This window comes from Mucilaginibacter daejeonensis (genome assembly GCF_020783335.1).
Classification (GTDB): domain Bacteria; phylum Bacteroidota; class Bacteroidia; order Sphingobacteriales; family Sphingobacteriaceae; genus Mucilaginibacter; species Mucilaginibacter daejeonensis.
In genome coordinates this window covers 1,350,012-1,376,079 of sequence record NZ_CP086068.1, presented here as the reverse complement: position 1 = coordinate 1,376,079, position 26,068 = coordinate 1,350,012, and the positions used below count along the sequence as shown (strand labels likewise).

The 26,068-nt window shown below is 48.9% G+C and carries 22 protein-coding genes and 3 tRNA genes; 11 read left to right on the top strand and 14 right to left on the bottom strand.

From position 1 onward, the window contains the following. Positions 1 to 60 precede the first annotated feature (60 nt). Positions 61 to 1,869 carry a class I mannose-6-phosphate isomerase gene (locus LLH06_RS05985; protein ID WP_228172353.1) on the bottom strand — a complete coding sequence of 603 codons (1,809 nt, stop codon included), beginning with the start codon at positions 1,867 to 1,869 and terminating at the stop codon, positions 61 to 63. A gap of 242 nt (positions 1,870 to 2,111) precedes the next feature. Between LLH06_RS05985 and LLH06_RS05980 the strand changes: the two genes are divergently transcribed. Next, on the top strand, positions 2,112 to 2,846 hold the full coding sequence (locus LLH06_RS05980; protein WP_228172352.1) for a GntR family transcriptional regulator: 735 nt from the start codon (positions 2,112 to 2,114) through the stop codon (positions 2,844 to 2,846). Positions 2,847 to 3,125: 279 nt separating this feature from the next. Here the strand turns inward: LLH06_RS05980 and LLH06_RS05975 are convergent. The 3 genes from LLH06_RS05975 to LLH06_RS05965 form a co-directional block, all read right to left on the bottom strand. Then, positions 3,126 to 3,198 (bottom strand) — tRNA-Lys (locus tag LLH06_RS05975). Between the two features lie 125 nt (positions 3,199 to 3,323). Beyond that, on the bottom strand, positions 3,324 to 4,292 hold the full coding sequence (locus LLH06_RS05970) for a WD40/YVTN/BNR-like repeat-containing protein (protein WP_228172351.1): 969 nt from the start codon (positions 4,290 to 4,292) through the stop codon (positions 3,324 to 3,326). A gap of 33 nt (positions 4,293 to 4,325) precedes the next feature. Further along, positions 4,326 to 4,757, bottom strand: coding sequence for a DUF2147 domain-containing protein (locus LLH06_RS05965; protein ID WP_228172350.1), 432 nt, complete (start codon positions 4,755 to 4,757; stop codon positions 4,326 to 4,328). A gap of 148 nt (positions 4,758 to 4,905) precedes the next feature. On the opposite strand from LLH06_RS05965, the gene LLH06_RS05960 reads away from it, so the two are divergent. From LLH06_RS05960 to LLH06_RS05945, 4 genes are all read left to right on the top strand, one after another. Next, positions 4,906 to 4,989, top strand: a tRNA-Leu gene (locus LLH06_RS05960). A gap of 94 nt (positions 4,990 to 5,083) precedes the next feature. Next, positions 5,084 to 5,167 (top strand) — tRNA-Leu (locus LLH06_RS05955). A gap of 207 nt (positions 5,168 to 5,374) precedes the next feature. After that, entirely contained in the window at positions 5,375 to 8,092 is a 2,718-nt protein-coding gene (locus LLH06_RS05950; RefSeq protein ID WP_228172349.1) for a carboxypeptidase-like regulatory domain-containing protein, read from the top strand. Positions 8,093 to 8,101: 9 nt separating this feature from the next. Continuing rightward, entirely contained in the window at positions 8,102 to 8,713 is a 612-nt protein-coding gene (locus tag LLH06_RS05945; protein WP_228172348.1) for a class I SAM-dependent methyltransferase, read from the top strand. Positions 8,714 to 8,719: 6 nt separating this feature from the next. Here LLH06_RS05945 and LLH06_RS05940 read toward each other — a convergent pair whose 3' ends face one another. After that, complete coding sequence (locus LLH06_RS05940) at positions 8,720 to 9,484, bottom strand: oxygenase MpaB family protein (RefSeq protein WP_228172347.1); 765 nt, start codon at positions 9,482 to 9,484, stop codon at positions 8,720 to 8,722. Positions 9,485 to 9,495: 11 nt separating this feature from the next. Continuing rightward, entirely contained in the window at positions 9,496 to 10,236 is a 741-nt protein-coding gene (locus tag LLH06_RS05935) for a ferritin-like domain-containing protein (RefSeq protein WP_228172346.1), read from the bottom strand. A 228-nt stretch (positions 10,237 to 10,464) separates the two neighbouring features. Here LLH06_RS05935 and LLH06_RS05930 point away from each other — a divergent pair, with 228 nt between their 5' ends. Next, positions 10,465 to 10,872, top strand: a complete 408-nt coding sequence (locus LLH06_RS05930) for a VOC family protein (RefSeq protein WP_228172345.1) — start codon at positions 10,465 to 10,467, stop codon at positions 10,870 to 10,872. 323 nt (positions 10,873 to 11,195) lie between these two features. On the opposite strand, the gene LLH06_RS05925 is transcribed toward LLH06_RS05930, so the two are convergent. The 6 genes from LLH06_RS05925 to LLH06_RS05900 all read right to left on the bottom strand — a co-directional run bounded on the left by LLH06_RS05925 (position 11,196) and on the right by LLH06_RS05900 (position 16,006). Beyond that, positions 11,196 to 11,906, bottom strand: coding sequence for a tRNA1(Val) (adenine(37)-N6)-methyltransferase (locus LLH06_RS05925; protein WP_228172344.1), 711 nt, complete (start codon positions 11,904 to 11,906; stop codon positions 11,196 to 11,198). Between the two features lie 5 nt (positions 11,907 to 11,911). After that, positions 11,912 to 12,301: an SMU1112c/YaeR family gloxylase I-like metalloprotein gene (gene gloA2, locus LLH06_RS05920; protein WP_228172343.1), complete on the bottom strand. Its 390-nt coding sequence runs from the start codon at positions 12,299 to 12,301 to the stop codon at positions 11,912 to 11,914. After that, positions 12,301 to 14,526 (bottom strand): phosphoribosylformylglycinamidine synthase subunit PurL, encoded by a 2,226-nt coding sequence (purL, locus tag LLH06_RS05915; protein WP_228172342.1) that lies wholly within the window; start codon positions 14,524 to 14,526, stop codon positions 12,301 to 12,303. Before purL ends, gloA2 begins: the two co-directional genes overlap by 1 nt. Positions 14,527 to 14,646: 120 nt before the next feature. Then, the gene (locus LLH06_RS05910) at positions 14,647 to 15,081 is read right to left on the bottom strand and encodes a DUF5071 domain-containing protein (protein ID WP_228172341.1); all 435 of its coding nucleotides are present in this window, start codon (positions 15,079 to 15,081) and stop codon (positions 14,647 to 14,649) included. A gap of 81 nt (positions 15,082 to 15,162) precedes the next feature. Continuing rightward, positions 15,163 to 15,735 (bottom strand): hypothetical protein, encoded by a 573-nt coding sequence (locus LLH06_RS05905; protein ID WP_228172339.1) that lies wholly within the window; start codon positions 15,733 to 15,735, stop codon positions 15,163 to 15,165. Between the two features lie 79 nt (positions 15,736 to 15,814). Then, positions 15,815 to 16,006, bottom strand: a complete 192-nt coding sequence (locus tag LLH06_RS05900) for a hypothetical protein (RefSeq protein ID WP_228172337.1) — start codon at positions 16,004 to 16,006, stop codon at positions 15,815 to 15,817. A 114-nt stretch (positions 16,007 to 16,120) separates the two neighbouring features. On the opposite strand from LLH06_RS05900, the gene LLH06_RS05895 reads away from it, so the two are divergent. The 3 genes from LLH06_RS05895 (at position 16,121) to glgB (ending at position 22,063) form a co-directional block, all read left to right on the top strand. Then, complete coding sequence (locus LLH06_RS05895; RefSeq protein WP_228172336.1) at positions 16,121 to 16,621, top strand: tetratricopeptide repeat protein; 501 nt, start codon at positions 16,121 to 16,123, stop codon at positions 16,619 to 16,621. Positions 16,622 to 16,933: 312 nt separating this feature from the next. Then, positions 16,934 to 19,399 (top strand): glycoside hydrolase family 31 protein, encoded by a 2,466-nt coding sequence (locus LLH06_RS05890; RefSeq protein WP_228172335.1) that lies wholly within the window; start codon positions 16,934 to 16,936, stop codon positions 19,397 to 19,399. 759 nt (positions 19,400 to 20,158) lie between these two features. Further along, entirely contained in the window at positions 20,159 to 22,063 is a 1,905-nt protein-coding gene (glgB, locus tag LLH06_RS05885; RefSeq protein WP_228173274.1) for a 1,4-alpha-glucan branching protein GlgB, read from the top strand. Between the two features lie 333 nt (positions 22,064 to 22,396). Here the strand turns inward: glgB and LLH06_RS05880 are convergent, their stop codons facing one another. Then, complete coding sequence (locus tag LLH06_RS05880; RefSeq protein WP_228172334.1) at positions 22,397 to 22,813, bottom strand: hypothetical protein; 417 nt, start codon at positions 22,811 to 22,813, stop codon at positions 22,397 to 22,399. A 222-nt stretch (positions 22,814 to 23,035) separates the two neighbouring features. Further along, complete coding sequence (gene carA / locus LLH06_RS05875; protein ID WP_228172333.1) at positions 23,036 to 24,136, bottom strand: glutamine-hydrolyzing carbamoyl-phosphate synthase small subunit; 1,101 nt, start codon at positions 24,134 to 24,136, stop codon at positions 23,036 to 23,038. 219 nt (positions 24,137 to 24,355) lie between these two features. Between carA and LLH06_RS05870 the strand changes: the two genes are divergently transcribed. Then, on the top strand, positions 24,356 to 25,198 hold the full coding sequence (locus LLH06_RS05870) for a CPBP family intramembrane glutamic endopeptidase (protein WP_228172332.1): 843 nt from the start codon (positions 24,356 to 24,358) through the stop codon (positions 25,196 to 25,198). Between the two features lie 36 nt (positions 25,199 to 25,234). Further along, positions 25,235 to 26,050, top strand: a complete 816-nt coding sequence (panB, locus tag LLH06_RS05865; RefSeq protein WP_228172331.1) for a 3-methyl-2-oxobutanoate hydroxymethyltransferase — start codon at positions 25,235 to 25,237, stop codon at positions 26,048 to 26,050. Positions 26,051 to 26,068: the final 18 nt, after the last annotated feature.

Genomic DNA, 26,068 nt, shown 5'->3' with positions numbered 1-26,068 from the left:
TGCTTATATATCAGCATCACAACAGGCGTCCCCTCAGCTCAAGCCGGTAGTGACCTATCGCTATTTTAAAAATGCTTTGATCACTTTAACAGGTTCCTGACCGTCGTTGGTAAGGGTGTACGAGCCGCATGCGGCAGGTATCACAAAGGTTTCAGCATAGGCAAAGGTCTGTTTTGCTCCTTCGGCCGTTTTTACGGTCACCGACCTCCCTTCCACCACCATCAGCACATGGCAGCTATCCTCACAATTCACCACTACCTGGTGGTCGAACTCAAGGCGGTGTACGTCATAAAAATGCTGCTCGTGGGTAGGTAAATGCACAACGGTAGCTCCGATATCTTGACTTATGACCACCTGTTTTGAGATAAGCTCGTCCTTCACCTTCTCTCCTTTACGTGTAAGATCAAGGTTATTGAAAGCGTGGTCTATATTGATCGGCCGTGGGTTACCCTCAAGGTCAAGCCTTAGCCAATCGTACATTTTAAAGGTGAATATGTAAGGCGTGGCACTGATCTCGAGCACCAGGTTGCCTGCGCCGGCACTATGAATGGTTTGATTAGGGATGAGGAACAGGTCGTGCTTTTGAGCGGCGTGAGCCTGCACATAGTCCTCGATCACCAATGCTTGTTCTTGCGCTTGACTGGTCTCTAATGCCTTTCTGAACTCTTCCGGATCGATCGTTTCCTGAAAACCCAGGTAAACCTGCGCACCGGGTTCACAGTCTAAAATGTAATAGGTCTCATCCTGCGTGATCCGTTCGCCAAAATGCTTTTGTATGTAGTTAAGCGATGGATGGCATTGGATCGATAGATTTCCACCCTTTACCGTATCGAGAAAATCGAAGCGGATCGGGAACTCTTCGCCAAAGACGGCCGCGTGACGGCCGAGCATTTCTTTTGCATGCCCGAACATCAGTGTATCAAATGATACCTCCAGCAACCAACCATCGCTTTCGAATACTAACCCATTCTCGGGAACGATCAACTCAAAGGACCAAGCGTAATTGACCGCGTCGGAATTTACGCCTTTGATATTCGACTTGATCCATTGCCCACCCCAGGCACCGGGCTCGAACCATGGCCGCACACGCACTGGGCTATGGCTTAACCGATACAATCCGCTGCGCAGTGTCTCGCCCAACATCCAGTTGATACTGTCAGGCCATTGGCCGTCTGCCATCACGGCTACACTCGGCAAAATGGATCTTTTGTGCTCGTTAAGCAGTACCCAGTCCACAAAATAAAAGCGCTTATACATGTAAAATGGCTCAAATACCTTGTCGGCACCGAGGTTGGTGATGGAACCTGCCCGCATCCTGAACTGCAGTTCATTTTTGGGCATATCGATGTATAACAGCGGCGCGTCCCAACCGGCCAGTGCAGCTGCGGTGCCCAATATGATAGTGATATCGGCGTTATCGTCAGGCACTTGCTGCTGCAAGCTATCTATGTTGTAAAGATCAGCCAATTTTAGGGTGCAACGTGTGCCCCAAACCGACTCATAAGTACCCATAAAGGGCTCCACTAAGCGATCAACTTCTTGAACTTCTTTCAGATGGTCTGCGGTCTCGATCCAGTTCACCTTAAGCCCCATCGCTTCCAGGTTTTGCTGCAGCCCAGTCTTCACCGCATCCCAGAGCACCCCAACGTAACCATCTATAACTACCGCTTTGTGATCGGCTATCCATGCTGCAAGGGTCTTATATCCGTTATGTATGTTACCCTTACCCAGCGAATAGGTCGGGTATATATTATAGGTATGTGAAGCAAGTTCTTCGGCTTGTATGCGTTGCGGCATCAGGTACTGGGTGGTCTTCCTGTTCAAAACGCCGGATCGCTCAGTGTCACTAATGATAGTAGATATACTCATTTTATATTGTTATAATGTATGTACATAATACACATCGGCAAACATGATGCATATCGGTTTATAAACTTTGACAGAAGTCAATAATTGGCTAAGTTTATATGTACAAACATAAATAAATTTATAATAAAACAAATTTATTTAAACATTTAATTTACTACCATTAACGACCGAACGCACCTTAATGCCTGAGTTATGTATGTACAATTGATTTTTAGATAAATTTGCTATACTTGTGTTCCGAAATGATGAAGAACTACAGCATTGATCATAAAAGTCCAATGCCTTTGCATGCACAGGCAGAAATGTTGTTGAGACAACTTATCCAGGAGGATGAGTATCGCAACGGTAAAGTATTGCCTAACGAAGTAGAACTGGCCAAGAAACTTGCCATATCACGCACTACATTGAGGCAGTCGCTTAACAAATTGGTTTTTGAAGGCTTGCTGGTCCGCAAAAAACGCTCGGGCACCCGTGTGGCTCAAAATGCGGTAAGTTCCAAGTCGAACAACTGGCTATCGTTCTCGCAAGAGATGAAACTGCGAGGCATACCCATTCGTAATTTTGAATTGCATGTCACCTGGGTGGATCCATCTGAGGAGTTGGCCAATTTTTTCGAGATCAAGCCTGACCGTAAAGTGCTCAAGATGGAACGGGTGAGAGGTAGGCCTGACGAACCATTCGTTTACTTTGTATCCTATTTTCACCCACGTGTGGGATTGACCGGTGACGAAGATTTTAAACGTCCACTTTACGAGATGCTTGAGCAGGAACATTCTGTGGTCGCGACCTTATCAAAAGAAGAGATAAGTGCGGTGGCTTCAGATGCCTTCATTGCCGAGAAACTAAGGATAACCGCTGGGGGTCCGCTACTGTTCCGCAAGCGCTTCGTATTTGACCAGGGAGAGCGCCCTATCGAATATAACTTGGGATATTACAAGGCCAGTAGTTTTGTTTACACCGTGGAGAGTACGCGTTAGTCATCCAAATGACCTTATAGCAGTTCCTTCTTTATGACCGGTGATGCTGTTCGCTGCTCTGATCCTGGGTCCACAAACCAATAGAAAATAAAGAAGACCTGCTTTTAGCCCGAAAGAAGATCCACCACTGATCTTATGTGATCTTAATTATGTGGTGAACTTATTTGCGACATATTTATGTACGTACGCTCAACTACATACTTCGAAGAGTTACCGAACGAAAAAGCCCTTTAAACGATAACTTTAAAGGGCTGTTGACCTGCCTTGGGGTTGGCTTTGTGATCCCGCTGGGACTCGAACCCAGGACCCCAACATTAAAAGTGTTATGCTCTACCGGCTGAGCTACGGAATCATCACATTTATTGGAACGTTGCCGTTTCCTTTAAAGTGGTGCAAATATAGAATTTTTAACCTTTGTGTACAAGTCAAAGATCAAAAAATTTTAATACTTACCATAAGCACTTTATTGTCAGCATGCTATGGTTTCAACCGGGCGATCTTCCCTTTATCGCCAGCTAACAACACAAGTTTTCCATGTTTGGCCTTCCGGCAAACGTTGTAGCTATTGGTGTCGATCGGTTTCCAAGTTATGCCTCCATCTGTGCTAAGGTTGGTGCCGGAGGTACCGGTAGATAAAAGGATGTTCTTATCTAAGTTCTCCACGCACGATTGAAATCCAGCCGGCATTTGCTGGGACAGCTGCATAGAACCATCCTTAAGCAGGTAACAAGCTGTCGAATCTTTGCGCATGTTCTTCTGGTAATCACCCCCCACGAACACGAACTTGTCTTTAACCGTAATGAAAGAAAAGGCTCCGGTGGTAGAACGGCCCTGAAGGATAGGCAATTCTTTGACCGACCAATGTTGCTGGTCTTTAGTAGTGAACAGCCTGGACGATGAGCCTCCTGATATCATGGCAATGGAACGCTTGCCGGTCATTTTGATGGTGGTTCCGCTGGCGGCAAAGGCCGCTTCATCTTTCCGTGCTTCGGGACGGTGATCTAGCGACGTCCAGGTATCGCCACCATCAGTAGTACTCATGATCACGAACTTGCCATCGATCGGGTCACCCATTACGATTCCGTTCTTAGAATCGTAAAAGTCCAAACCATCCAAAAACCAAGCTTGGTCACTATTCCTGAAACACTCCTTCCAGGTCTTGCCGCCATCAGTGGTCTTTAAGATCACCGCCGGAGTGCCCGAACTCATGACCACGGCATCCTTGTCAGAGAATGCCTCAATATCGCGAAGATCACTTTGCTCAAATCCTTTGACCTGCTGCCATTGCCAGGTAGTGCCTCCATCAGTACTGATACCTATGTTGCCTTTACTGCCACTTACCCAAGCTACACGGTCGTCAACTACCGATAGCCCGCGTATGCTGGTCGACCGGCTTTGCTCGGTCACCGTGATCGTTTGTGCGTTCAATGAGAGGGCGATGAGCATAAACGCAAGAAGAAAGATCTGCTTCATAACCATTTATTTAACGCGTGTCCAAACCTCACTCCTGCCTAATAACGATACGCCAATGTAGCCCCTGATCTTCAGCTTATCGCCGTTAAGGGTCATTTTGCAGCTGTAGGTCTTTCCGTTCTTGGGGTCATAAATGGTGCCCTCCTCATAGCTGCCGCCCCCTTTGTGCTCTAAACCTTTCAGTAGCTCCAACCCAAGCAGCGGTTTGTTTCGCAGGTTCTTATCTGGATTGTTCACATCGTTTATCGGTCGGTTCTCATTGTTCGAAGGTTTTAACCAGTTGAGTTTACCACTGTAAGTATTGCCGGTGCGGTAAATAAGTATGTGTGCTTCTCCGGTGGGGTTGGTCCATTTACCTAAAATAGCATCAGCTGTTTGTGCCTTTAAGCTGGAAGTGCTCAGTAAGCTGCCAACTATCAGTAATAAGATGTATCTCATGTTTTCTTTTGGTTACTTAACGTAAATTAAAGGTAATCGGCAGTGTCCAATAAAATTTATTTTTTATTTAGGAGTGTATCCCTAAACTGCTATATTTGCAGCCCGATACCGATAGCAGTGTAGCAGCAATGAAGCATAGCTAACATCGGCCCAGGTGGCGAAATTGGTAAACGTTGCGGTCTCAGAAGCCGTTGAGAATTGTCTCTTGAGAGTTCGAGTCTCTCCCTGGGCACACCAAACAAGTTTATAACTTGGTTAACGCCGAATAAGAAAGCAGCACTTCAGGGTGCTGTTTTAGTTTCACCGATGCTGAAGAGCATTAAAAAGCCCAGGTGGCGAAATTGGTAGACGCACCATCTTGAGGGGGTGGCATCCGTAAGGTTGTACGAGTTCGAATCTCGTCTTGGGCACAAAAAGCATGTATCTGAAGATGCATGCTTTTTTCATTTATGCGAACGTGGTGTGCACTAAGCTTCTCACCTTCGAACAGATATCATTTCTGCTCACAATAAATCCTGTCACTTTAGGGTTAATGTAAAAATATGTTAACATGGGCCTTGCCTATGGCTTGCTATGCGCAGGTATGCTATATTTACCGCACCCTATAACTGTTTTAAATGATATACCGTTACACCGTTGCCCTTTTACTGTCCGTTATATTTGGCTCAACTGCTTTTGCACAGCGCGATAGCGTGAGCTTGAACAGCATCATCGAAAAGACATCCAACCTGGCCAAAACGCGGCCGGTCGAAAAAGTATACCTGCACTTTGATAAGCCTTATTATGCAGTGGATGACACCATTTGGTTCAAGGCCTACGTGACCGATAATTTCAAGCAGCCTTCGCAGTTGAGTAAGGTCGTTTACGTGGAATTGATGAACAGCCGCGATTCATTGACCAAGCTGCTTAAACTACCTGTACGTAATGGTGTGGCCTATGGTAGCTTCCCCTTGCCAGAATTGAATTATCGCCAAGACAATTATCACCTGCGGGCGTATACCAAGTGGATGTCGAACTTTGACACCGACTACTTTTTCAGCAAGACCATTACCGTGGGCAGCGCAATCGATAAGGAGGTGAATGTGAACATCACCTCAAGCAAGACCGGTGCCGACAAGCAACTGCAGATCACTTCGCGCATCGTTTATAAAGATGTGGATGGCGTACCGCAGGCCGGCAAAAAAGTGAGCTGGACGGTCTCCACCATCTCAGATGATATAGCTAAAGGCCGTGGCACTACGGATGCCTCAGGTGCGCTCACCATCAGCTTTACCAACAGTAAACAGGCCGACCTTACCGGCGCCAACATCAATGCGGTGATCGATCTGGGGAATAAGAAAAGTGTGGGCCGCTCCTTTCCCTTGCGGTCGGTGCTGGGTAATACTGATGTACAATTCTTCCCTGAGGGGGGCGAACTGCTGGCCGGGGTAAGGCAAAAGATCGCGATCAAAGCGGTAGCCTCAAGCGGCCTGGGTATGGCCTATACCGGATCTGTAGTAGATAATGCAGGCGCCGAGATAGCCAAACTGACCTCACAGAACGCAGGTATGAGCTTATTCGTGTTAACCGCCGAAGCGGGCAAGACCTATAAGGCCAACCTCACCTTTGCCAATGGTACCAAAGGAAGCTATGACCTGCCTAAAGCGCAGACGTCTGGCTTTAACATCAGTGTGAGCAATATCGATCCGCAAAACCTGAACATCAAAATGCTGGCTTCGCCGGCGTTCTTTGAGGCCAATAAAGGCCGCTCGTTCTATATCATGGCGCAAAGCGTGGGTACCGTGTGCTTTGCTGCACAGACCGCTTTAAGGGAGCAGGTATATTCGGCCAACATTCCGGCCAGCAAGTTCCCTACCGGTGTGGTGCAATTCACGCTGTTCTCGTCGGCTGGGTTGCCGCTGAGCGAGCGCCTGGTGTTCGTTAACCGTAATGATGCGTTGAATCTGACACTCGCCAGCGACAAGCCAAGCTACGGAGTCCGTCAAAAGGTGAAACTGAACGTGACCGCCAAGTCAAAAGGTGCACCGGTCGATGGTGACCTGTCCGTTGCCGTGATCGATGAAAGCAAGGTACCTGTGGATGAAAATAACGAGACCACTATCCTGAGCAGCCTGCTGCTTACCTCCGACCTTAAAGGCTACATTGAGAAGCCTAACTACTATTTTGTCAAGCCAAGCGACAAGACCAACGCCGACCTCGACCTATTGATGCTTACCCAAGGCTACCGCCGTTTCAGCTACACCCAGGTGTTGGCCGGTCAGCTGCCCGCTATCGAATCATTGCCCGAGCAAGGCATCGAGATCAGCGGCACCTTGCGTACCACCAACGGGATGCCGTTCAAAGGTGGTAACGTGCGCTTGCTGATCCCTGATAAATACTTTTCGGCCAACGCCATTAGCGATCCTGAGGGACGTTTCAAGTTCACCAACCTGGTGTTCCCCGATTCGATGAAAGTAGTGGCCACCGCCAAGAACAACTATAACTCCCGTAACCTGATGCTGATGATGGACGGCGACAAATACCCCAAGATCGACAAGAACAAGCTGTATCCTGACGAGGTAGCCAATATCGACAGCACGCTGCGCCCATACCTGCTCAACAGCAAAAAACAGTTCGGGGCCATGCATGTGCTGAAGGAGGTCATCGTGAAGGCGCAGAAACCGTCTTTAACAGTAGACCACTCCAAATATCCTGCGCTTACGGGTTTGAGCAACATACCTGACCACATGATGGCTGCCGATCGGTTCTCAGCCTGCGCCAACCTGTTCATGTGCTTTCAGGGACAGTTAATGGGCGTTACCTATGACCAGGGTAACTTCTATGTATCGCGCGATTACAACCAGGGACGTAAGGTACCGATGGCGCTATTTGTTGGTGGTATGCCGGTGGATGTGAATTACCTGAACAGCCTTACGGCAAAGGATATCGAATCGGTAGAGATATTTTTGAAGGACGAACTTGGCTTGATCAACAACGCCAACCAAACCAACGGTGTACTGGTGGTGAACACCAAGACCCCTCCAAAAGGCAACAAGATCAGCTTGGCCGAGCTTCAGGACCTGCTTCCGCAACCGAGTGTGGCCAAGCTTACTCCTAAAGGATATGATATCACCCGGGAGTTCTATTCGCCCAAATATGATGTGCCTAAGCCGGTAGGTCAGGATCTGCGCAGTACCATTTACTGGAACCCGCGTGTGGTGACCGACAAAGCCACCGGGGCAACATCTGTTGAATTTTATAATGCTGATGGAAAAGGCAACTATCGCGTGGTGATCGAAGGTTTTGATAAGGACGGCAACGTAGGCCGCACCGTGTATCGTTACAAAGTGCAGTAAGCCGTAGTGATGGATAACCGCCTCCAATACCAGTTCGGCAACATCGACATTTATCTGTTCGACCAGTTGCTTAAAGGCACCTACGCAGGTTGCCACAAGGTATTGGACGTAGGCTGTGGTGGAGGCCGCAATGTGTTCTATCTTTTGCAGAACGAGTTCGAGGTGCATGGCATTGACCCTAACCCCGAGGCCATCGATGCTGTGCGCGGCTTGGCCGCACAGTTAGCGCCCCAAGCCCCGGCCGACCGTTTTAAGGTAGCTTATGCCGAGGACCTACCCTACCCCGACGCATCTTTTGACCTGGTGATCAGCAGTGCCGTGCTGCACTTTGCCAAAGGACACGATCACTTTGATGCCATGTTGCGCTCCATGTGGCGTGTGCTCAAGCGGGGCGGCTTCTTTTTTGCGCGGCTGGCCTCCAGCATGGGTATCGAGCCGCTGATCGAACATCTGGGCCACGGACGCTATCTGTTGCCCGATGGCTCTGAACGTTATTTGGTAGACCAGGATATGTTGCTGCAATATACCCTCGAATTGGGCGCCTATTTGCACGAACCCATCAAGACCACCAACGTACAGAACCTGCGCTGCATGACCACCTGGTGCATGCAAAAGCTTTAGCTTCCATTAAAGCGAACTGTCAATAGCCGCGATCTGCGCTTTATAGGCCGATGGCAATAGCACCAGTTTGACCGGCCTATCGAACCTGAACTGCCGCCCTGCCTTGTACAACCAAAGCAGCGTCCTCATCATGGGGACCGACCGTAAACCCAGTAGCTGTTTCACTCTCGGCGGGCAAATGATCACCTGTACCTGTTTCAATAAAAAGTAACGCACCCAGCCTAAGTGCTTGCGGTATTGCCGGTACAGATCTACTGTAAAATGGCTGCGGATCATGTTCTGTTGCAAATGTTCCTCTCGCATAGTACGCCAATGGCTGTAGGTGGTAGGCAAGCCGGTGATACCCATACGATGGCCTACCCGGTAAAACACGCTGAACACCTCAGCCTTCTCCTCATCGGTAAGTTTACGCTCCAACGCCTCAAACGATCGTATAGAATGGTCGATAAGCATGAAAAGCACATCGCGGTAAGCCCATTGCGGTATCTGGCTGCCACGCGCCTGCTCCACTGCCCCATGTATCTTACTTATACGGTCGATCGCTGTAAGGGCTTCAGTATATTCAGAAAAGAGGATCTGCCTTGAGTAGGTCACCGTGCTGAACAAACGTCCCAAGGGATCAGCAGGCAGCTTGCCGGTAAAATACAACCAATCCACCGCCTTGTTCAGGGCGAACTCTGCCGCCGAAGCCGCAAAGATGAACAGCACGGTATCGGCCTTGCCCCATATCTCCCTTACGATCGAACGCTCATCTACAAAATATCTTTCCATAATTACTGACCCTAAAAACTAATGTGCGTTGCCAAAACCTTTGGTGCAGTGATCACATGCAACGTACGCAAATATTTATAATGGATCTTGCGCATATACCCTTTGAACGTATTGCCTCCTGCGCTAAAAACCTTCCGATGCGCAATCCAGACCAATGCGGCCGCCCCGTAAAAGAATAACTGATAAAATGAACGCCTCCATAGGCGGCCAACAGTGCTGCGGCTATCATAAAGGATGCCTAAACGCTCGGTTTGAAAAGTAATGTGCCGCGCTTCATCGATCAATATATCCGTACATATCTGCTTCAAAAGCGTACACTGCGTAGCATCTTTTAAAGCCTGGTAATAGATCTGTGCGGTGCTTTCGGCCAGCAACACGGCCAAAGTAAAGCTTTCCATACTCGTGTTGATGTGCCTTGCCCACCTGAACAAGCTATCATCCCAATTTTTTTTGATGCGCTGCTCGCCAATAGCGTCCAGGTACCTGCCCAAATTCTCGCCGTGCTTTTGTTCCTCTTTCATGAACAAGCGTACTGCTTCAATATAATGGTCATCGCCTATCATTTCGGCGTGGCGTGTAGCGGCTTTGATGAGGCTCCGCCCTTCCGACGTTTCTCCTAATTGCCAAGCCTGCATAGACGTGATAATGGTACAGCGCTCATTCATGCTCAATTGCGGCGCTATGCTCCAATCTATCCTCAGCTTGCCGGCGTTCACTTTAAAATATGCTATCCAATTCTTACTTGTTATCATATCACATTTGATTTTTAAATTTTAGAAAGTACTTTCAAATACAAAGTAAATATAAAATATTCTTCCTGTCAATACCTATTGGATATTTTGGATCGTGTCAGCTACAAGTGTATGTCGAAATTATCATGGTTATGATCGTCGCAATACACCCTTTAGTTTGTCGGTAGCGGACAGTACACCATCGGTAAATGTGCTGTATGTTTGTATCATACTAAAACACCGAACATTATGGCACAGCTTATCTTCTTAAATCTTCCGGTAAAGGACCTTGACCGCAGCGTGGCTTTCTTCACTGCACTGGGTTATACCTTTAACCCGCAATTCACTAACGAGCAGGCCACCTGCATGATCATTAGCGATACCATTTATGTGATGCTACTGGTAGAACCTTTTTTTAAAGGCTTTACCAAGGCCGAGATAGCCGATACCAGTAAGTGCAATGAATGTATCACTTGCCTATCGGCCGATAGCCGTGAGGCGGTGGATGCCATAGTGGCTAAGGCTGTTGCCGCAGGGGCCACCACCCCGAGCGCCCCGCAAGACCATGGCTTTATGTACGGACACGGCTTTACCGATCTTGATGGCCATATTTGGGAATATTCGTACATGGATATGTCGGCCATGCCGCAAGCCTGATCATTTTTGATCTGCATATTGAAGGCTTCCTTGCATGGGGAAGCCTTTTGCTTTTATCCGGTTGATCGGATCTGGAATGCATGCATGGTAGCGACCGTTATTGAGTATAGGATACTTCGTTTCACTCAGTATGACAGTAAGAGGAAAAGACATTAAGATCCCTTTGATCGATAAGAAATTTTAAACAAGCCTTCTTTAAACCAACTTGTCATGCTGAACGGAGTGAAGCATCCTGTACGCATGCACGGTGGCGATCTTTTCGGCCCATAAGACACTTTACTGTGTTGAGTAGGCAGTTAGGATCGTGAGCGGAGATAGTAAGCTTAAAATATCGTCAGAAACTCTTTCAACAACTGGCGATAGGCATCAGTATACACTTTTGGTTCAGCATATATAGCCAGATCGCTCGTAGCGATCTGGCCGTTGGTAAAACCCAAACACAATACCTCACGGTGAGGGTCCGAATGAGGGAATGATCTGATATTGAACACTTGTTGTACGTTCAGCTTACTGTCTTTCAACAACCGTTTTACATGGGCAGCCGTATCGATCGGCAAAACAAGCCATAGTTGGCCCTCATGGGTCAAGTGCTGCGGGCACAGGGTGATCAGTTGTTCAAAAAAGCCGTGATCGGCATGTTTGGCAAGTTTGCGGGTAGCGCCTGGAGAGTGGAGAGAATTGATATAGAACGGCGGGTTAGATACGATAAGGTCGTACTTCTCTGCAGCGTTATCCTTAAAATGGTCTTGAAAACTTTGATGATAACTATGTAACCGATCGGCAAATGGCGATCCGGCAAAATTGGTCGTGGCCGTTCTGCTGGCAACCTCGTCCAGTTCAACGGCATCGACACTTAAGTTGGAGAAGCGCTGCGCCAGCATGAGGGCGATCACGCCCGTACCGGCCCCGATATCCAGCACGCGCTGAGCATTTGCGGCATCAGTGATCGCGCCTAACAGCACGCCGTCAGTATTCACCTTCATGGCGCAACCCGTTTGGTCAACGTCGAACTGTTTGAAACGGAACACCGACATGCTGCCTACTCCTCGTACAGTTCAAGAGGCAACCCATCGGGGTCGGCAAAAAAGGTAAAGCGTTTTTGGGTATGCTCATCCACGCGGATGGGCTCGGTGACCACTCCATGCGCGTTCAAGTGGGCAATAGCCGCTTCGATATCATCCACGGCGAAGGCCAGGTGACGCAAGCCTGCCGCCTCAGGACCCGAAGGACGGGTCGGCGGGTCAGGAAATGAAAAAAGCTCGATCTGGTAGCGGTCGCCCACCATCAGATCAAGCTTGTATGAGCGCCTTTCGGCGCGGTATATCTCTTGTTCTACCTGCAAGCCCAGCACATCAACATAGAACATCTTGCTTTGCTCGTAATTAGCGCAAATGATGGCAATGTGGTGTATGTGCTTCAGGGCAAGCATTATTCGCCCAGGGCTACGTGCAGTACGTTATCGTAAACCAGTTTAATGTCGGTCACGTTGCCGTACAATTCTTCGTCAACGGTCAGGTTACCATCGCCGGTAACGTTACCCAACAAGGTGTACTCAACATTGCTGGTGGCCATGATCTCGGTAAAGCGCTCCTGCTCTTCAGGCGACACGCTTACCACTACCCTGCCCTGTGCCTCACCGAACAGGAAGGCATCCTTACGGATGTCGGCATCGGTAGATATCTCGAAGCCCAGGCCTAATGGCATGGCTGCCTCCAACAAGGCGATGTACAGACCACCATCGGCCACGTCATGTGCAGACTGGATAGCCTTCGAGCGGATAAGCTCTTTGATCACCTGCTGCATATCATACTCTTTGTCCAGGTCAAAATATGGTGCCGGCGAAGCTTGTATCTTATGGTATGAGGCCAGGTATTGTGACGATGCGATATCGTTTTGTGATTCGCCTACCAGGTAGATCAGGTCGCCCGGTTGTTTCAGGTCGGCTGTCATGATGGTATCGATATCATCCAGCACACCCAGCATACCGATAGTAGGCGTTGGGAACACCGGACCTTCATCGCTCGATTGGTTATAGAAACTTACATTACCACCAGTGACCGGGGTATCGAACTTGCGGCAGGCCTCGCCCATACCTTTGATCGCGCCCACGAATTGCCAGAACACCTCCGGCACGTATGGGTTACCAAAGTTAAGGCAATTGGTGATAGCCACCGGCTCACCACCTGAACAGGTGATGTTACGGGCAGCTTCGGCTACGGCAATAGCACAGCCTTTTTGCGGGTCGGCGTTCACGTAACGTGAGTTGCAATCAACGGTCAGGGCGATGGCCTTATTAGTGCCTTTAACGGCAACGATGGCGGCATCACTCGGGCGGTTGGTGGTCATATTGGCGGTACCCACCATGCTATCGTACTGATCGGTCACCCAACGTTTTGAGGCGATGTTGGGGTGCGATATCAGGTGTTCGGCAACAGCCACCAGATCTTGCGGAACGGCCACATCATTGATGTTGAATTTTTGGTATTCTTGGTAGTAAGCAGGCTCGCGGTACTCGCGCTCATAAACCGGCGCACCGCCACCCAATACCAGATCATCGGCAGGTACATCGGCCACCTTCTCGCCGTTCATGAAGTATTCCAGGCGTTTGGTATCGGTCACCTCACCGATCTGTACGCAGTTTAGGTCCCATTTATCAAATACGGCCTGTACATCGGCCTCACGGCCTTTGTGCACCACGATCAGCATACGCTCTTGCGATTCTGACAACAGGATCTCGAACGGTTTCATGTTCTCCTGTCGGGTAGGTACCTTATCTAACCAGATCACCATGCCGTGCTCGCCCTTGGCCGACATCTCTGAGTTGGAGCAAATGATACCGGCGGCGCCCATATCCTGCATACCTACCACAGCGCCGGTCTTGATCACCTCAAGGCTGGCTTCTAATAATAATTTTTCCTGGAATGGATCGCCCACCTGTACGGCCGGCAGATCGTTCACCGAATCTTCGGTGATATCTTTTGAAGCAAAGGCCGCACCGTGTATACCATCCTTACCCGTTGCCGATCCTACGATGTATACCGGGTTACCCACGCCATATGAGGTGGCTGACACCATATCACCAGCTTTCAAAATACCGGCCGACATGGCGTTCACCAAAGGATTAACGTTATAACATTCATCAAAGAACAGCTCGCCACCCACAGTAGGGATGCCGAAAGCATTACCATAATCACCGATACCTTTTACCACACCTTTGATCAGCCATTTGGTGCGGTCAAGATCAAGGCTGCCGAAACGCAATGAGTTCAGCTGCGCGATCGGGCGGGCACCCATGGTAAAGATGTCGCGGTTGATACCGCCCACACCAGTTGCTGCACCTTGGTAAGGCTCCAGTGCCGAAGGGTGGTTATGTGATTCAATCTTAAAAGCACAACCGATACCATCGCCCAGATCCACCACACCGGCGTTCTCTTCACCGGCCTTGGCCAGCATACGTGAACCATCGCGCGGAAGGGTCTTTAACCATTTGATCGAGTTCTTGTATGAGCAGTGCTCGCTCCACATCACCGAGAAGATAGACAGCTCGGTAAAGTTGGGCGTGCGGCCCAGTATCTCTTTGATACGATCGAATTCTTCAGGTAACAGGCCCAGATCTTTGGCCGTTTCAACGGTGGTCAGTTGGTTTTGCTCCACTATTTTATGTTTTGATGGAATGAAAGCGCAAAATTAGAAAAATGCCGTAAAAAGCAGCAGTTTAATTTGAAGTGCAGGGAGGGTGCTTAAGCCTTCGTCATTGAACATGTCATCAAGATCTTATTTATTACACCCTAATTCTGCCACCACCTTATCAATTTTTTGATCAAGCCCACGAGTATCTAATTCCAATAAAATCTCTGTAGCGAGTTCATCTATGCCATTCTCTATTTCGCCTTTGGTAGGAAATTTCCTAATACGCTCAATTTCCGCGACCACCAGTGGATCTGATGAGTATCTTGCGATATTGTTCAAAATCCAATAGACCCACATTTCATCATTTGATCTGAGGATGTCGACGATCTGCGGGGTTATTTTATCGGTGAATGGTCTTAATACTTCCGCCACCGAAAATGCCACCGGCCAATTCATGTCCTGAAGCCACACCAGCAGATCGGGGATCATATCCTTCACGTCATCAAATGAAAGTTTCTTAAGGTCAGCAATGCCACTGTCATCAAATTTATCTTTAGGCATGAGAGCACGAACATCCATATCTTAAAGCTACACGATATTTTGACCAAAACAAGAACGGCCGCTTACTTAGCGGCCGTTCTTGTTTTATGGTCTTTATTTTTAGATACCCTCGGTACCTGGCTCGTGGCCGATCATGCGGCCGGTAGTACGGCCGTGGTCGCGGCTGGTAAAGTCGGTTTTCGGACTACCTTCTGACGGGAACTCGTGCGGGCGTGGTGGCGTTACATCGGTTTGCTCGCTGTATGAGGCATCATTGCCTTCCTGCGGCGGGTTCACTTCCTGCTCGCTTGGGGCACCTAATTGTTCGTCAGCTGCTTCTTCACGACCGGGTACGCTGGCAGGATCATATTCGGTGTCGCCGTCTAACAGGTCGTCATCCTCGTCTATCTCCGCGCGGATCGGGTCGTTCAGATCAGCGTCGTCCTCATCATCAAGGTCCTCATCATAATCAGGTACCACGTCGGCATCCAGATCATCTTCGTCCTCTTCATCATAATCCAGATCCTCATCGTCAAGATCCAGGTCATCATCCTCAATATCTTCATCCTCCGGATCAGGAGCAGCAGCCCTTGATATCCTGTTGCGTTCCAGTTCGTCGGCACCGGCGTTGCGGCGCAGCTGGGTCGGTATCTCCTGTTCCGTGGTCCAGGTGTCTTGATCAAATGCTAACATAAGTTCTGTTGTTAATGGTGTTATATAGCTAACCTGCAAGCTCGGCGTATTGTTTTGAGACCATCCGCATTTAGTGGCCCTACATGAGCTCATTATCCTTTTTTACATGGTACACTTTATAGGCCATATAATACAGCAACAGCGCAGGGATCAGGTACAACAGTACCGTTACGGCGCTTACCGGCTGTGGCGCGGTGGCCAGCTGGTAGATCACCAAGGTCAGGGCCACGGTGCCAGCCAGCAGGTACAGGTAAAAGAATTTTGGTGTCATGACGCAGGGCTTTAAGTGAAATAATTTAACCGGGCCAATGCTATTTATGTTTGGGCGATCGTTATATACCTTAATATATAACGGCGTATATTTGCTCACTGCATTGATATACCAATGCCGATCTTTAACAACATGCACAACTGGGAAGATATCTATCTGGAGGCCGAGGAGGCCATACGCAATGCCAACTATTTACAGGCTAAGCAATTACTGGAGAACATCATTTTAGAAGAGCCCAGCACCGCCCAGGCCCACAACTCACTGGGCTGGCTTTACCGCACCCAATTTGATGATTACCACCGGGCCGAGAACCACTACAAGGCCGCCATTAAAAGCGACCCTAAATACCCGCACGCGTACATTAACCTGATCGTGCTGTATACCAACCTTGAACAGTGGGACAAAGCACGCGATATTGCCGCCAAGGCCCTGATGCGCCCACTTGTAGATAAGGCTTTGGTTCATTACCGACTGGGCATCATTGAAGAGTACGCACAAAATTTTGAGGATGCGATCAAGTTCTACAAACAAGCGATCAAACTTTGCCTTAATTTTGATTCGATAGAAGATTACAAACGCGCGATCGCGAACTGCGAATATAAATCCACGCTTTAAGTAGCGTGCGCCACGATATGTTTTATAAAAAGGCCTCGCGATCGCGGGGCCTTTTTATTTTTAAATTAACAAAAATTTCACTTTGAATTTAATTAAAGCAATAAAACGCAACTTTTATAGCTTAAATGGCAGCAAAATTGGAATTACTTTACCGTGTTGAGAAATTTCTTGCTACTTTTCCAACATAACTAACGTATAACGGTCTCAAGGATATGCAGGCCCTTATTGTGGTCTCACAATTGATGCTTTAACGGTAACACATCGCCGTATCGGGCTCGATACGTATCGCAAATAGACAGTCATTTTAGCTGAATGGAACAAAACACTCCACCCACCGACCCAACCATCGGGTCGCCTGCCGTAAAACTGATCGAACAGGAAGAAGAGGTATTTCAACACGTTAATAACCCGGTGCTGGGCCTCAAACCTATCGTTAAAAAATACCTGAACGCCCCGCAAAGGGTAGAGCAAAAAGGCAACCGCTTTTATTTTTATGACGACGTGGCCCGTGTAGAAGTGATCGTGGTGACCGATGAGGTGATCCGCGTTCGTTTGGCACCGCACGGCGTATTTCTTGAGGAATTCTCGTACGCGGTGCCTAAGCTGGAGCAAAGGGTCACCGTTTTTCATCTGCATGAAGATGAGAACGAATTCCGGATCAGCACCAGCACCGTGAACTGCCATGTGAGCAAAAAGGATTTCCTGATCTCGTTCTCTGACAGCCAGAACCACGTGACCAGTGCGGATGCCACCCCTATGCACTGGGAAGAGAACGTGCAATTTGGCGGTTACTATGTGTTCGGTACCAAGGAATGCCACCCCGCCGAGGCCTTTTTTGGCCTGGGCGACAAGCCTACCAACCTGAACCTGCGTGGTAAGCGTTTTGTGAACTGGAACACTGATGCGTACTCCTTTGCCTGGGATCAAGATCCGATCTACCGCAGCATCCCGTTCTACATCAGTTTGAACGAGGGTATCGCTCACGGCATCTTCTTCGACAATACTTTTAAAGCCCATTTCGACTTTGGCTCAGAGGACCGCACCAAGACGAGCTTTTGGGCTGATGGCGGCGAGCTGCAATACTATTACATCCACGGCCCTAACATGATGGATGTAGTGAAACGTTATCACCTACTTACCGGCACCCACCCTATGCCACCGCTTTGGGCCCTGGGTTACCACCAGTGCCGCTGGAGCTATTACCCCGAATCGAAGGTGATGAAGGTGGCCAAGGGTTTCCGCGAGAACCAGATCCCTTGCGACGGTATCTACCTGGACATTGACTACATGGACGGTTACCGCTGCTTTACCTGGAACCGCAAGTATTTCCCCGACCCTAAAAAGATGATCAAGGAACTGAAGGCCGATGGCTTTAAGACCGTGGTGATCATTGACCCGGGCATCAGGGTGGATGATAATTACTGGGTATTTAAAGAGGGTAAGGATAAGCATTATTTTTGCCGCCGAAGCGACGATTACTTTATGGAAGGCCACGTTTGGCCGGGCCGCTGCCAGTTCCCTGACTTTACCAACCCTGAGGTACGCGAATGGTGGGGAACTCTTTTTGACGAACTGGTGCAATTAGGCGTGGCCGGCGTGTGGAACGACATGAACGAGCCGGCCGTATTTGGTGCAGGCACCTTCCCTGATGATGTACGCCACCAGTATGATGGCTACCGCGGATCGCACCGCAAGGCACACAATGTGTACGGCATGCAAATGGTACGCGCCACCTACGAGGGTATGCGCAAGCTGATGAAGAACAAGCGCCCCTTCACCATCACCCGTGCGGGGTACTCGGGCGTTCAGCGCTTCACTTCGATGTGGACCGGTGACAACGTGGCCTCATGGGAGCACCTGCGTTTAGGTAACGTACAGTGCCAGCGTTTATCCATGTCGGGCGTACCATTCTGCGGAACCGATATAGGCGGCTTTAGCGGCGAGCCTGATGGCGAACTGTTCACCCGTTGGATCCAGATGGGTACCTTCTCCCCTTTCATGCGTGCCCACTCGGCCGGTGATACCAAGGAGCGCGAGCCCTGGAGCTTTGGCGAGCCGTTTACCGCCATCAACCGTAAATTCATCGAGCTACGTTATAAACTGCTTCCTTACCTGTACTCTACGTTTTGGGAGCACCACCGATATGGTTTCCCGATCCTGCGCCCGGTAGTGATGCAGGAACAGGACGAGATCAACAACCAGGCCCGCCAGGACGAGTTCACCTATGGCGACAAGATATTGGTGTGCCCGGTAATGGAACCCGGCCAAAAAAGCCGCAGAGTATACTTGCCAAAAGGCAACTGGTATTACTATTGGGATAACGCCCTTACCGAGGGTGGCCGCGAGGTGGAAGTAAGCACCCCGCTGGAGACCATACCTTTGTTCGTGAAAGCGGGCTCGGTGATCCCAGAGTACGAGGTGATGCAGTACGTAGGCGAAAAGGAGATACAAGAGGTGATCATGAACGTGTATTACACCGACAGCATTGCCAACTCGTTCTTTTTTGAAGATTACGGCGAGACCTTTGCCTACGAGCAGGACATCTACTCTGAAAAGAAATTCGTGGTCACTGGCAAACCTACATCGCTCACCATACAGCAAACGATGGAAGGCCTGTACACCCCACGTTACGAGAACTATCATATGAAGGTGGCTGGCTTGCCGTTCACCCCTACCAAGATCATTGCCGACGGTAAAGAGATCACCGATCTGGAGTTAAATGACCAGGTACTGGAGTTCAAATTCACCAAGAACTTTAAACAGATCGAGATCATTTGATCAAAGCGAACGCCATTGTCAGTGCGTTCAATGTCACGATGTTAAAAAAGAGGCGCCAGGTGCGCCTCTTTTTTTATGTGATGATAAGATACGTCCATATTACTTGATCAAAAATAGTTAGTATTGCGTACAGCAAAACAAGCAGGGCTCAGGCGTGTTGCACCATAATATACTGCCTTCAACATTCGCCTGAATTATTGCTTGCACTAACTCATTATAACATCTATCGCCTGAAAAGGCTTCCAAAACATGGCCCAAAAAAATAAAAGTTCCAAAGCTTCGGTATCGTCCGACCCGGCATTAACGCCGGCGGATGCATCGACCGGAACATTCCCCGAATCGAAACCTGTAAAGGCAAAAAAAGCATCGTCAAAAAAAGAGAAGAAGGCCGATGAACCATTCCCTGAGTCGGTGCCGGTAAAGGCCATGAAGGCCAAGGGAAAAAAGAAAGCGGAGGAACGACCCTTGACCGGCGCAGCCGAAACAAGTGTTGCGGCATCAACTGCTCCTGCTAACATCATCAATGGATCTGAACCGATCGCGGCATCATCGGCAACGACAGCCGAAGAGGAACTGACCATACCGGCCCAGGTACCCGTAAAGGTGGCCAAAGCTGCATCGGGTAAGGTAAAAGCTAAGGCTGAGCCTGCCGTAACTGCCAAAGCCGCTGTATCGGCCGTCAAAAAAACAAAAGCTAAAAAGGCCGATGCCTTACCAGTGATACCTGATACACCGGCCGTTAGTGCCCTACCGCAACAGATGAAAGCGGTTGAGCCATATAGCCGTTTCACTGATTTTGATATCAGCCTGTTCCGGTCGGGCAAGCACTTTAAGCTGTACGAAAAGCTAGGATCACACGTGGTAACACACCAGAACGTGGTGGGCACTTACTTTGCCGTATGGGCACCAAACGCCAAGTACGTATCGGTTATAGGTAACTTTAACGGCTGGGATAAAGGCAGTCATGCCCTGAACCACCGCTGGGATGGCTCGGGTATTTGGGAAGGTTTCATCCCCAACATTGGCCATGGCGAGGTATATAAATACTTTATCGAATCACATAATAACGATAAGCTGGAAAAAAGCGACCCGTTCGCTTTGCGTTGGGAAGAAGCTCCGCGCACGGCATCCATAGTGGCCCACACATTTTATGAGTGGACCGACCAGAACTGGATGATGGACCGCTACCAGCGCAACGGTTTAGATAAGCCGTACTCGGTATACGAGGTGCATTTAGGCTCATGGGCGCGTGATAACGAAAGTCCTGATAGCTTTTTGACCTACAGCCAACTGGCCGATAAACTGGTGCCTTACGTGAAGGAAATGGGCTTTACACATGTGGAGTTCATGCCGGTAATGGAGCACCCTTACTACCCAAGCTGGGGCTATCAGCTTACCGGCTATTTTGCCGCCACATCGCGCTACGGCACGCCACAGCAGTTGATGGAGCTGATCGACCGTTTTCACCAGAACGGCATTGGCGTGATCCTGGATTGGGTACCGTCACACTTCCCCGGCGATGCGCACGGGCTTTACAAGTTCGATGGTTCGCACCTTTATGAACACGAGGATATGCGCCAGGGCTATCACCCTGACTGGACGTCATATATATTTAACTACGGCCGTAACGAGGTCAAAGCGTTTCTGATCAGCAGTGCGTTGTTCTGGCTGGAACGTTACCATGCCGATGGTCTGCGGGTGGATGGAGTGGCCTCGATGCTGTACCTCGACTATTCGCGCAAGGAAGGCGAATGGATACCGAACAAATACGGTGGCAACCAGAATCTGGAGGCGATAGACTTCCTGAAGGAGTTCAACGCCGCGGTATACAGCCACTTCCCTGATGTTCAGACCATTGCCGAAGAGTCCACCTCGTTCCCGGGCGTTAGCCGCCCCATATACAACGGTGGTTTAGGCTTTGGTATGAAGTGGATGATGGGTTGGATGCACGATAGCATCAATTACTTTAAGCTTGACCCTATCCATCGCCAATACCATCATGAGCAGCTGACCTTTAGCCTGATTTACGCCTTTACCGAGAACTTCATGCTACCTTTCTCGCACGATGAGGTGGTATACGGCAAAGGCTCCATGCTCACCAAGATGCCGGGCGACGAGTGGCAAAAATATGCCAACCTGCGCTTGCTGTACAGCTACATGTTCACCCATCCGGGTACCAAGCTGCTGTTCATGGGTGCCGAATTTGGCCAAACGTCTGAATGGAACTTTGGCAAGTCGTTAGATTGGTGGGTAACGCAGTTTGATTGCCACTCCGGTATGCAGGAAGCGGTAAAAGGCCTTAACCATTTATACCGCAGCGAGCCTGCCCTGTACGAAAAAGCGTTCAGTGGCGAAGGTTTTGAGTGGATAGACGGCGGAAACGCCAAGGATTCGATACTGGTATATGCCCGCAAAGGCCACGACCGCGAGAACGATGTGGTTATCGCATTGAACATGACCCCGGTGGTACGTTACGATTACCGCATAGGCGTACCCGGTGAGGGCGAATGGAAAGAGATATACAACTCGGACCGTAAAGAGTACTGGGGTAGCGGTGTGGATAATCCCTACCCGTTGCGATCAGAGGCTCATAGCTGGCACGGCCAGGCCAACTCGATCAATATCACCCTGCCACCGTTAGGCGCAGTGATCTTTAAAAGATAAGAACAAGAAAGGCCTGCTGATCAGCAGGCCTTTCTTGTATTAGGTATGCGCCAGCATGCCTGAAATCGACGGACCAGCTGCACCTTAGTGTACTGAAACGTGTTACATCCATGTAACAGAATTCCCCAAATTTCCCCACTTTTCAGCGTTGCGAAATTCGTAAAAACCCAACTTTTTCCAGAAAAAGCATACAAAAGATCAATATGTAACAGTAAATGTAACACTGAAACACGTATATGTAACACTGTTATCGTGTATCAGGAGCGCAGGAACAAGCCGCGCACCAGCACTTTTGCCTAAAAATTATGAAAATGATAATGAAAGAAAAGCGGCTTATTTAACGGTCAAGGTATCCACTATGGCACGTGAATTTTTGGAGCCAGCGAACTTAATATAGTAAGTACCTGCCTTGGCCGGCTTGAACTTGAACACCTGCGAATGTTTTACCTCCTTACCGGTGCAATCCTCAGCAGTATTGGTAGAGGTGAACAGCCTGACCTGCGTGGTATCGCTCAGGGTATCGATCTTAAAGTTGTTGAATTTCTCGCAGTTGCCATTGTAAGGCCATGAAACGGTGATATTGATCTCCTCGCCTGCCGCTGCGGTGGTTGGGCCATCGATACTGGAGATACTGGCTTGCTGAACGGTCTTAAAGTTATCTGTATTCACCACATCCTTCAGCTCCGACTTTTGACAAGACGCAGCTATAATAGAAAGTGATAAGATCAATACAGATAAGCGTTTATTCATGGTATCAGCGTTATAACGTCAACAATTAACGATCATTGTTCAAGGGCCGTTATTATTTGCTTGATACAAAGCTAACTTACTGCTCTGATAATAGCAACCGGCGGGGCGCCATTAGTTCACATTGTATCTATAAAGTTGCCTTGTGCTGACAGCAGCACTAAATAAAAAGCCGGTGACCTGATCAGGTACCGGCTTTTAGTTATATATAGAGATGTTGAAAGCTTATTTCATCAGGTCAACAAAATCATCGAACAGGTAGCGGCTATCGTGCGGGCCTGGTGATGATTCAGGGTGATACTGTACGGAAAAGGCTTTTTTACCTTTCACACGGATACCCTCGATCGATTTATCGTTCAAGTTCACGTGAGTGATCTCTACCTTATCTGACGCATGAACAGCCTCCGGTACTACACCGAAGCCATGGTTCTGTGAGGTCACTTCGCAATGATCTTTTAAAATGTTCTTTACCGGGTGGTTCAAACCACGGTGACCGTTGAACATCTTTTTGGTAGGGATATCATTGGCCAAAGCCAGCAATTGGTGACCCAAGCATATACCGAACATTGGCTTATCAGCAGCCAGGATGTCTTTTACGGTCTCTACAGCATAAGGCATGGCCGATGGATCGCCAGGGCCGTTAGAGATAAAGAAACCGTTAGGCTTCAAGTCAGCCTCCATTTCGGCGAATGTGGTTTTGGCCGGGTATACCTTGGCATAAACATCACGATCGCTAAAGTTGCGTAGGATATTCTTTTTAACACCCAGGTCGAGCACAGCAACACGGTACTTAGCGTCCTCGTTACCAAAGGTATAGGTCTCGGTGGTAGATACCTGCGATGACAGCTCCAAACCATCCATAGATGGTACAGCGGCCAAACGTGTCTTCAATTCTTCGATATCCAGTATCTCTGAAGAGATGATGGCATTCATAGCGCCTTTATCACGGATGTGACGCACCAACTGACGGGTGTCGATATCAGAGATACAGGTGATGTTCTGCTGTTGGAAGTAGTCCTGGATGCTCTCATCGGCCTGTTTACGGCTGTAAGCGATGTTATAGTTCTTACAAACCAGACCGGCGATCTGTATCTTATCTGATTCCACCTCTTCGCCAGTGATACCATAATTACCGATGTGTGCGTTGGTGGTCACCATGATCTGCCCAAAGTATGATGGGTCGGTAAAAATTTCCTGGTAGCCGGTCATCCCTGTATTGAAACAGATCTCGCCGGTGGTAGTGCCGATCTTTCCGGCAGCCTTGCCATGAAAAACGGTACCATCAGCAAGCAGCAATACAGCCGGTAATTTGGTGTAGTTGGTCATTTTACGAAAAAATTAAAAGGATGAAAATTAAGCCGGTCGGCCGTTTGGGGAACTCCGTGAAAAAAGCAGTGGTGCAGCATGAATGGTGCGTCTGTATTCACGGCGCAAAAGTAATCATTAATTTTGTATCCACGACCTATATCTTTGAATTTCTTGTATCTGCAAATAGTCATAATTATGATAAATTAGGCCAACCTGAATGAGCATCCCTCCAACCTTATGGCGCATCCCGAACACACGGTACATTTACAGAAAGAGACCAATCTCAAGCTTGATATTCGTTCGATGGTCATCTTCCTGCTTACCGGCGTTGTAGCATGGGCGATCAACTTAGCACCGCAAATGCTCGGGGGACCGTTGATGCATTTTTGGCCCCGCACCACCTTTATACTGATCGCTGATGCCCTGGTGCTTTACGTTACTTACACTTCTTTCAAGCGCACCGACATCCCAACCGCGGCTTTGGGGCTTAATATTAAAAAGCGCTTATTTACAGATGCACTCATTGGAGTGGCTATAGCCATAGCGACGATCACCACAATGGCCGTCGTACTTTACCTGTTCGTACCCTATCATTTTGTATACAGATCGCTGGGCGTAGGGTACGTTATAAAGGAAAGTTATTCCTATTTCCTTGGCGCCATACTGGAAGAACTGCTTTTCAGGGGTTTCCTATTTTTGATATTCACAAAGCGCTTCGGATGGCGTGCAGGCCTTTTGATCATGGCGTTGCCATTTGGTCTTTATCATTTAGCGGGAGGTATGAGTTTGGTAGCAAGTACCACTATCTTCTCCTTTATATTCGGCCTGTCCTTGGTACTTACGGGCTCCTTATGGACCGCGATATTTTTGCACGCGACCCTAAACGTACTACTGCACACTATAACAGGGTTAGATGGTGCAGGCAATGCTGTTTACACGCTTGCTTTTGACGGGCAAATGCCCAACTATCCTTTCGGTGTGTTAGTTTCTATAATAACCGCCCTGACCATGGCCACCTTACTTTACCTGATCATAAATTGGAGGCAAAGCGTCAAAATTGTTACTCCTGATCGTCATTAAAAATATCCTAACTTTGTCGACCTTAAAACTAACGGCATGTCAGTAAATAAAGAGATCAAACGCGTAACCACACACAGCATACAGGCCATGAAAGGTCAGGGCGAAAAGATAGCCATGCTTACCGCCTATGATTATACCATGGCCAAGATCGTTGATGAGGCGGGTATGGACGTTATCCTGGTGGGCGATTCCGCTTCGAACGTGATGGCTGGCCATGAGACCACCTTACCCATCACGCTGGATCAAATGATCTACCATGCATCGTCAGTAGTACGGGCTGCTAACCGGTCGCTGGTGGTGGTGGACCTTCCGTTCGGTTCGTATCAGGGCAATTCTAAGGAAGCATTGAGTTCGGCCATCCGCATCATGAAAGAGAGTGGCGCTCATGCTGTTAAGCTGGAAGGTGGCATCGAGATAGCCGAATCAGTAAGCCGTATCCTGACCGCGGGTATACCAGTGATGGGTCACTTAGGTCTTACGCCGCAATCGATCTACAAATTTGGCACCTACACCGTTCGGGCCAAAGAAGAGGCCGAGGCTCAGAAGCTGCGTGAGGATGCCGCCAAACTGCAGGAGTTGGGCTGCTTTGCCGTAGTACTGGAAAAGATTCCAGCCATGCTGGCCAAAGAGGTTACCGAAAGCCTTCAGATACCGACCATTGGTATCGGTGCCGGGCAATATTGCGACGGACAGGTACTGGTGATCCACGATATGCTGGGTATGAACAAAGGTTTCCGCCCAAGGTTCCTGCGTCAGTACGCTTCGTTATATGAGGTGATGCACGGCGCGGTACAAGGTTACGTAAGCGATGTGAAAGCCAGCGATTTCCCTAATGAGAAAGAACAATATTAAACACATCATCTCTTCAAC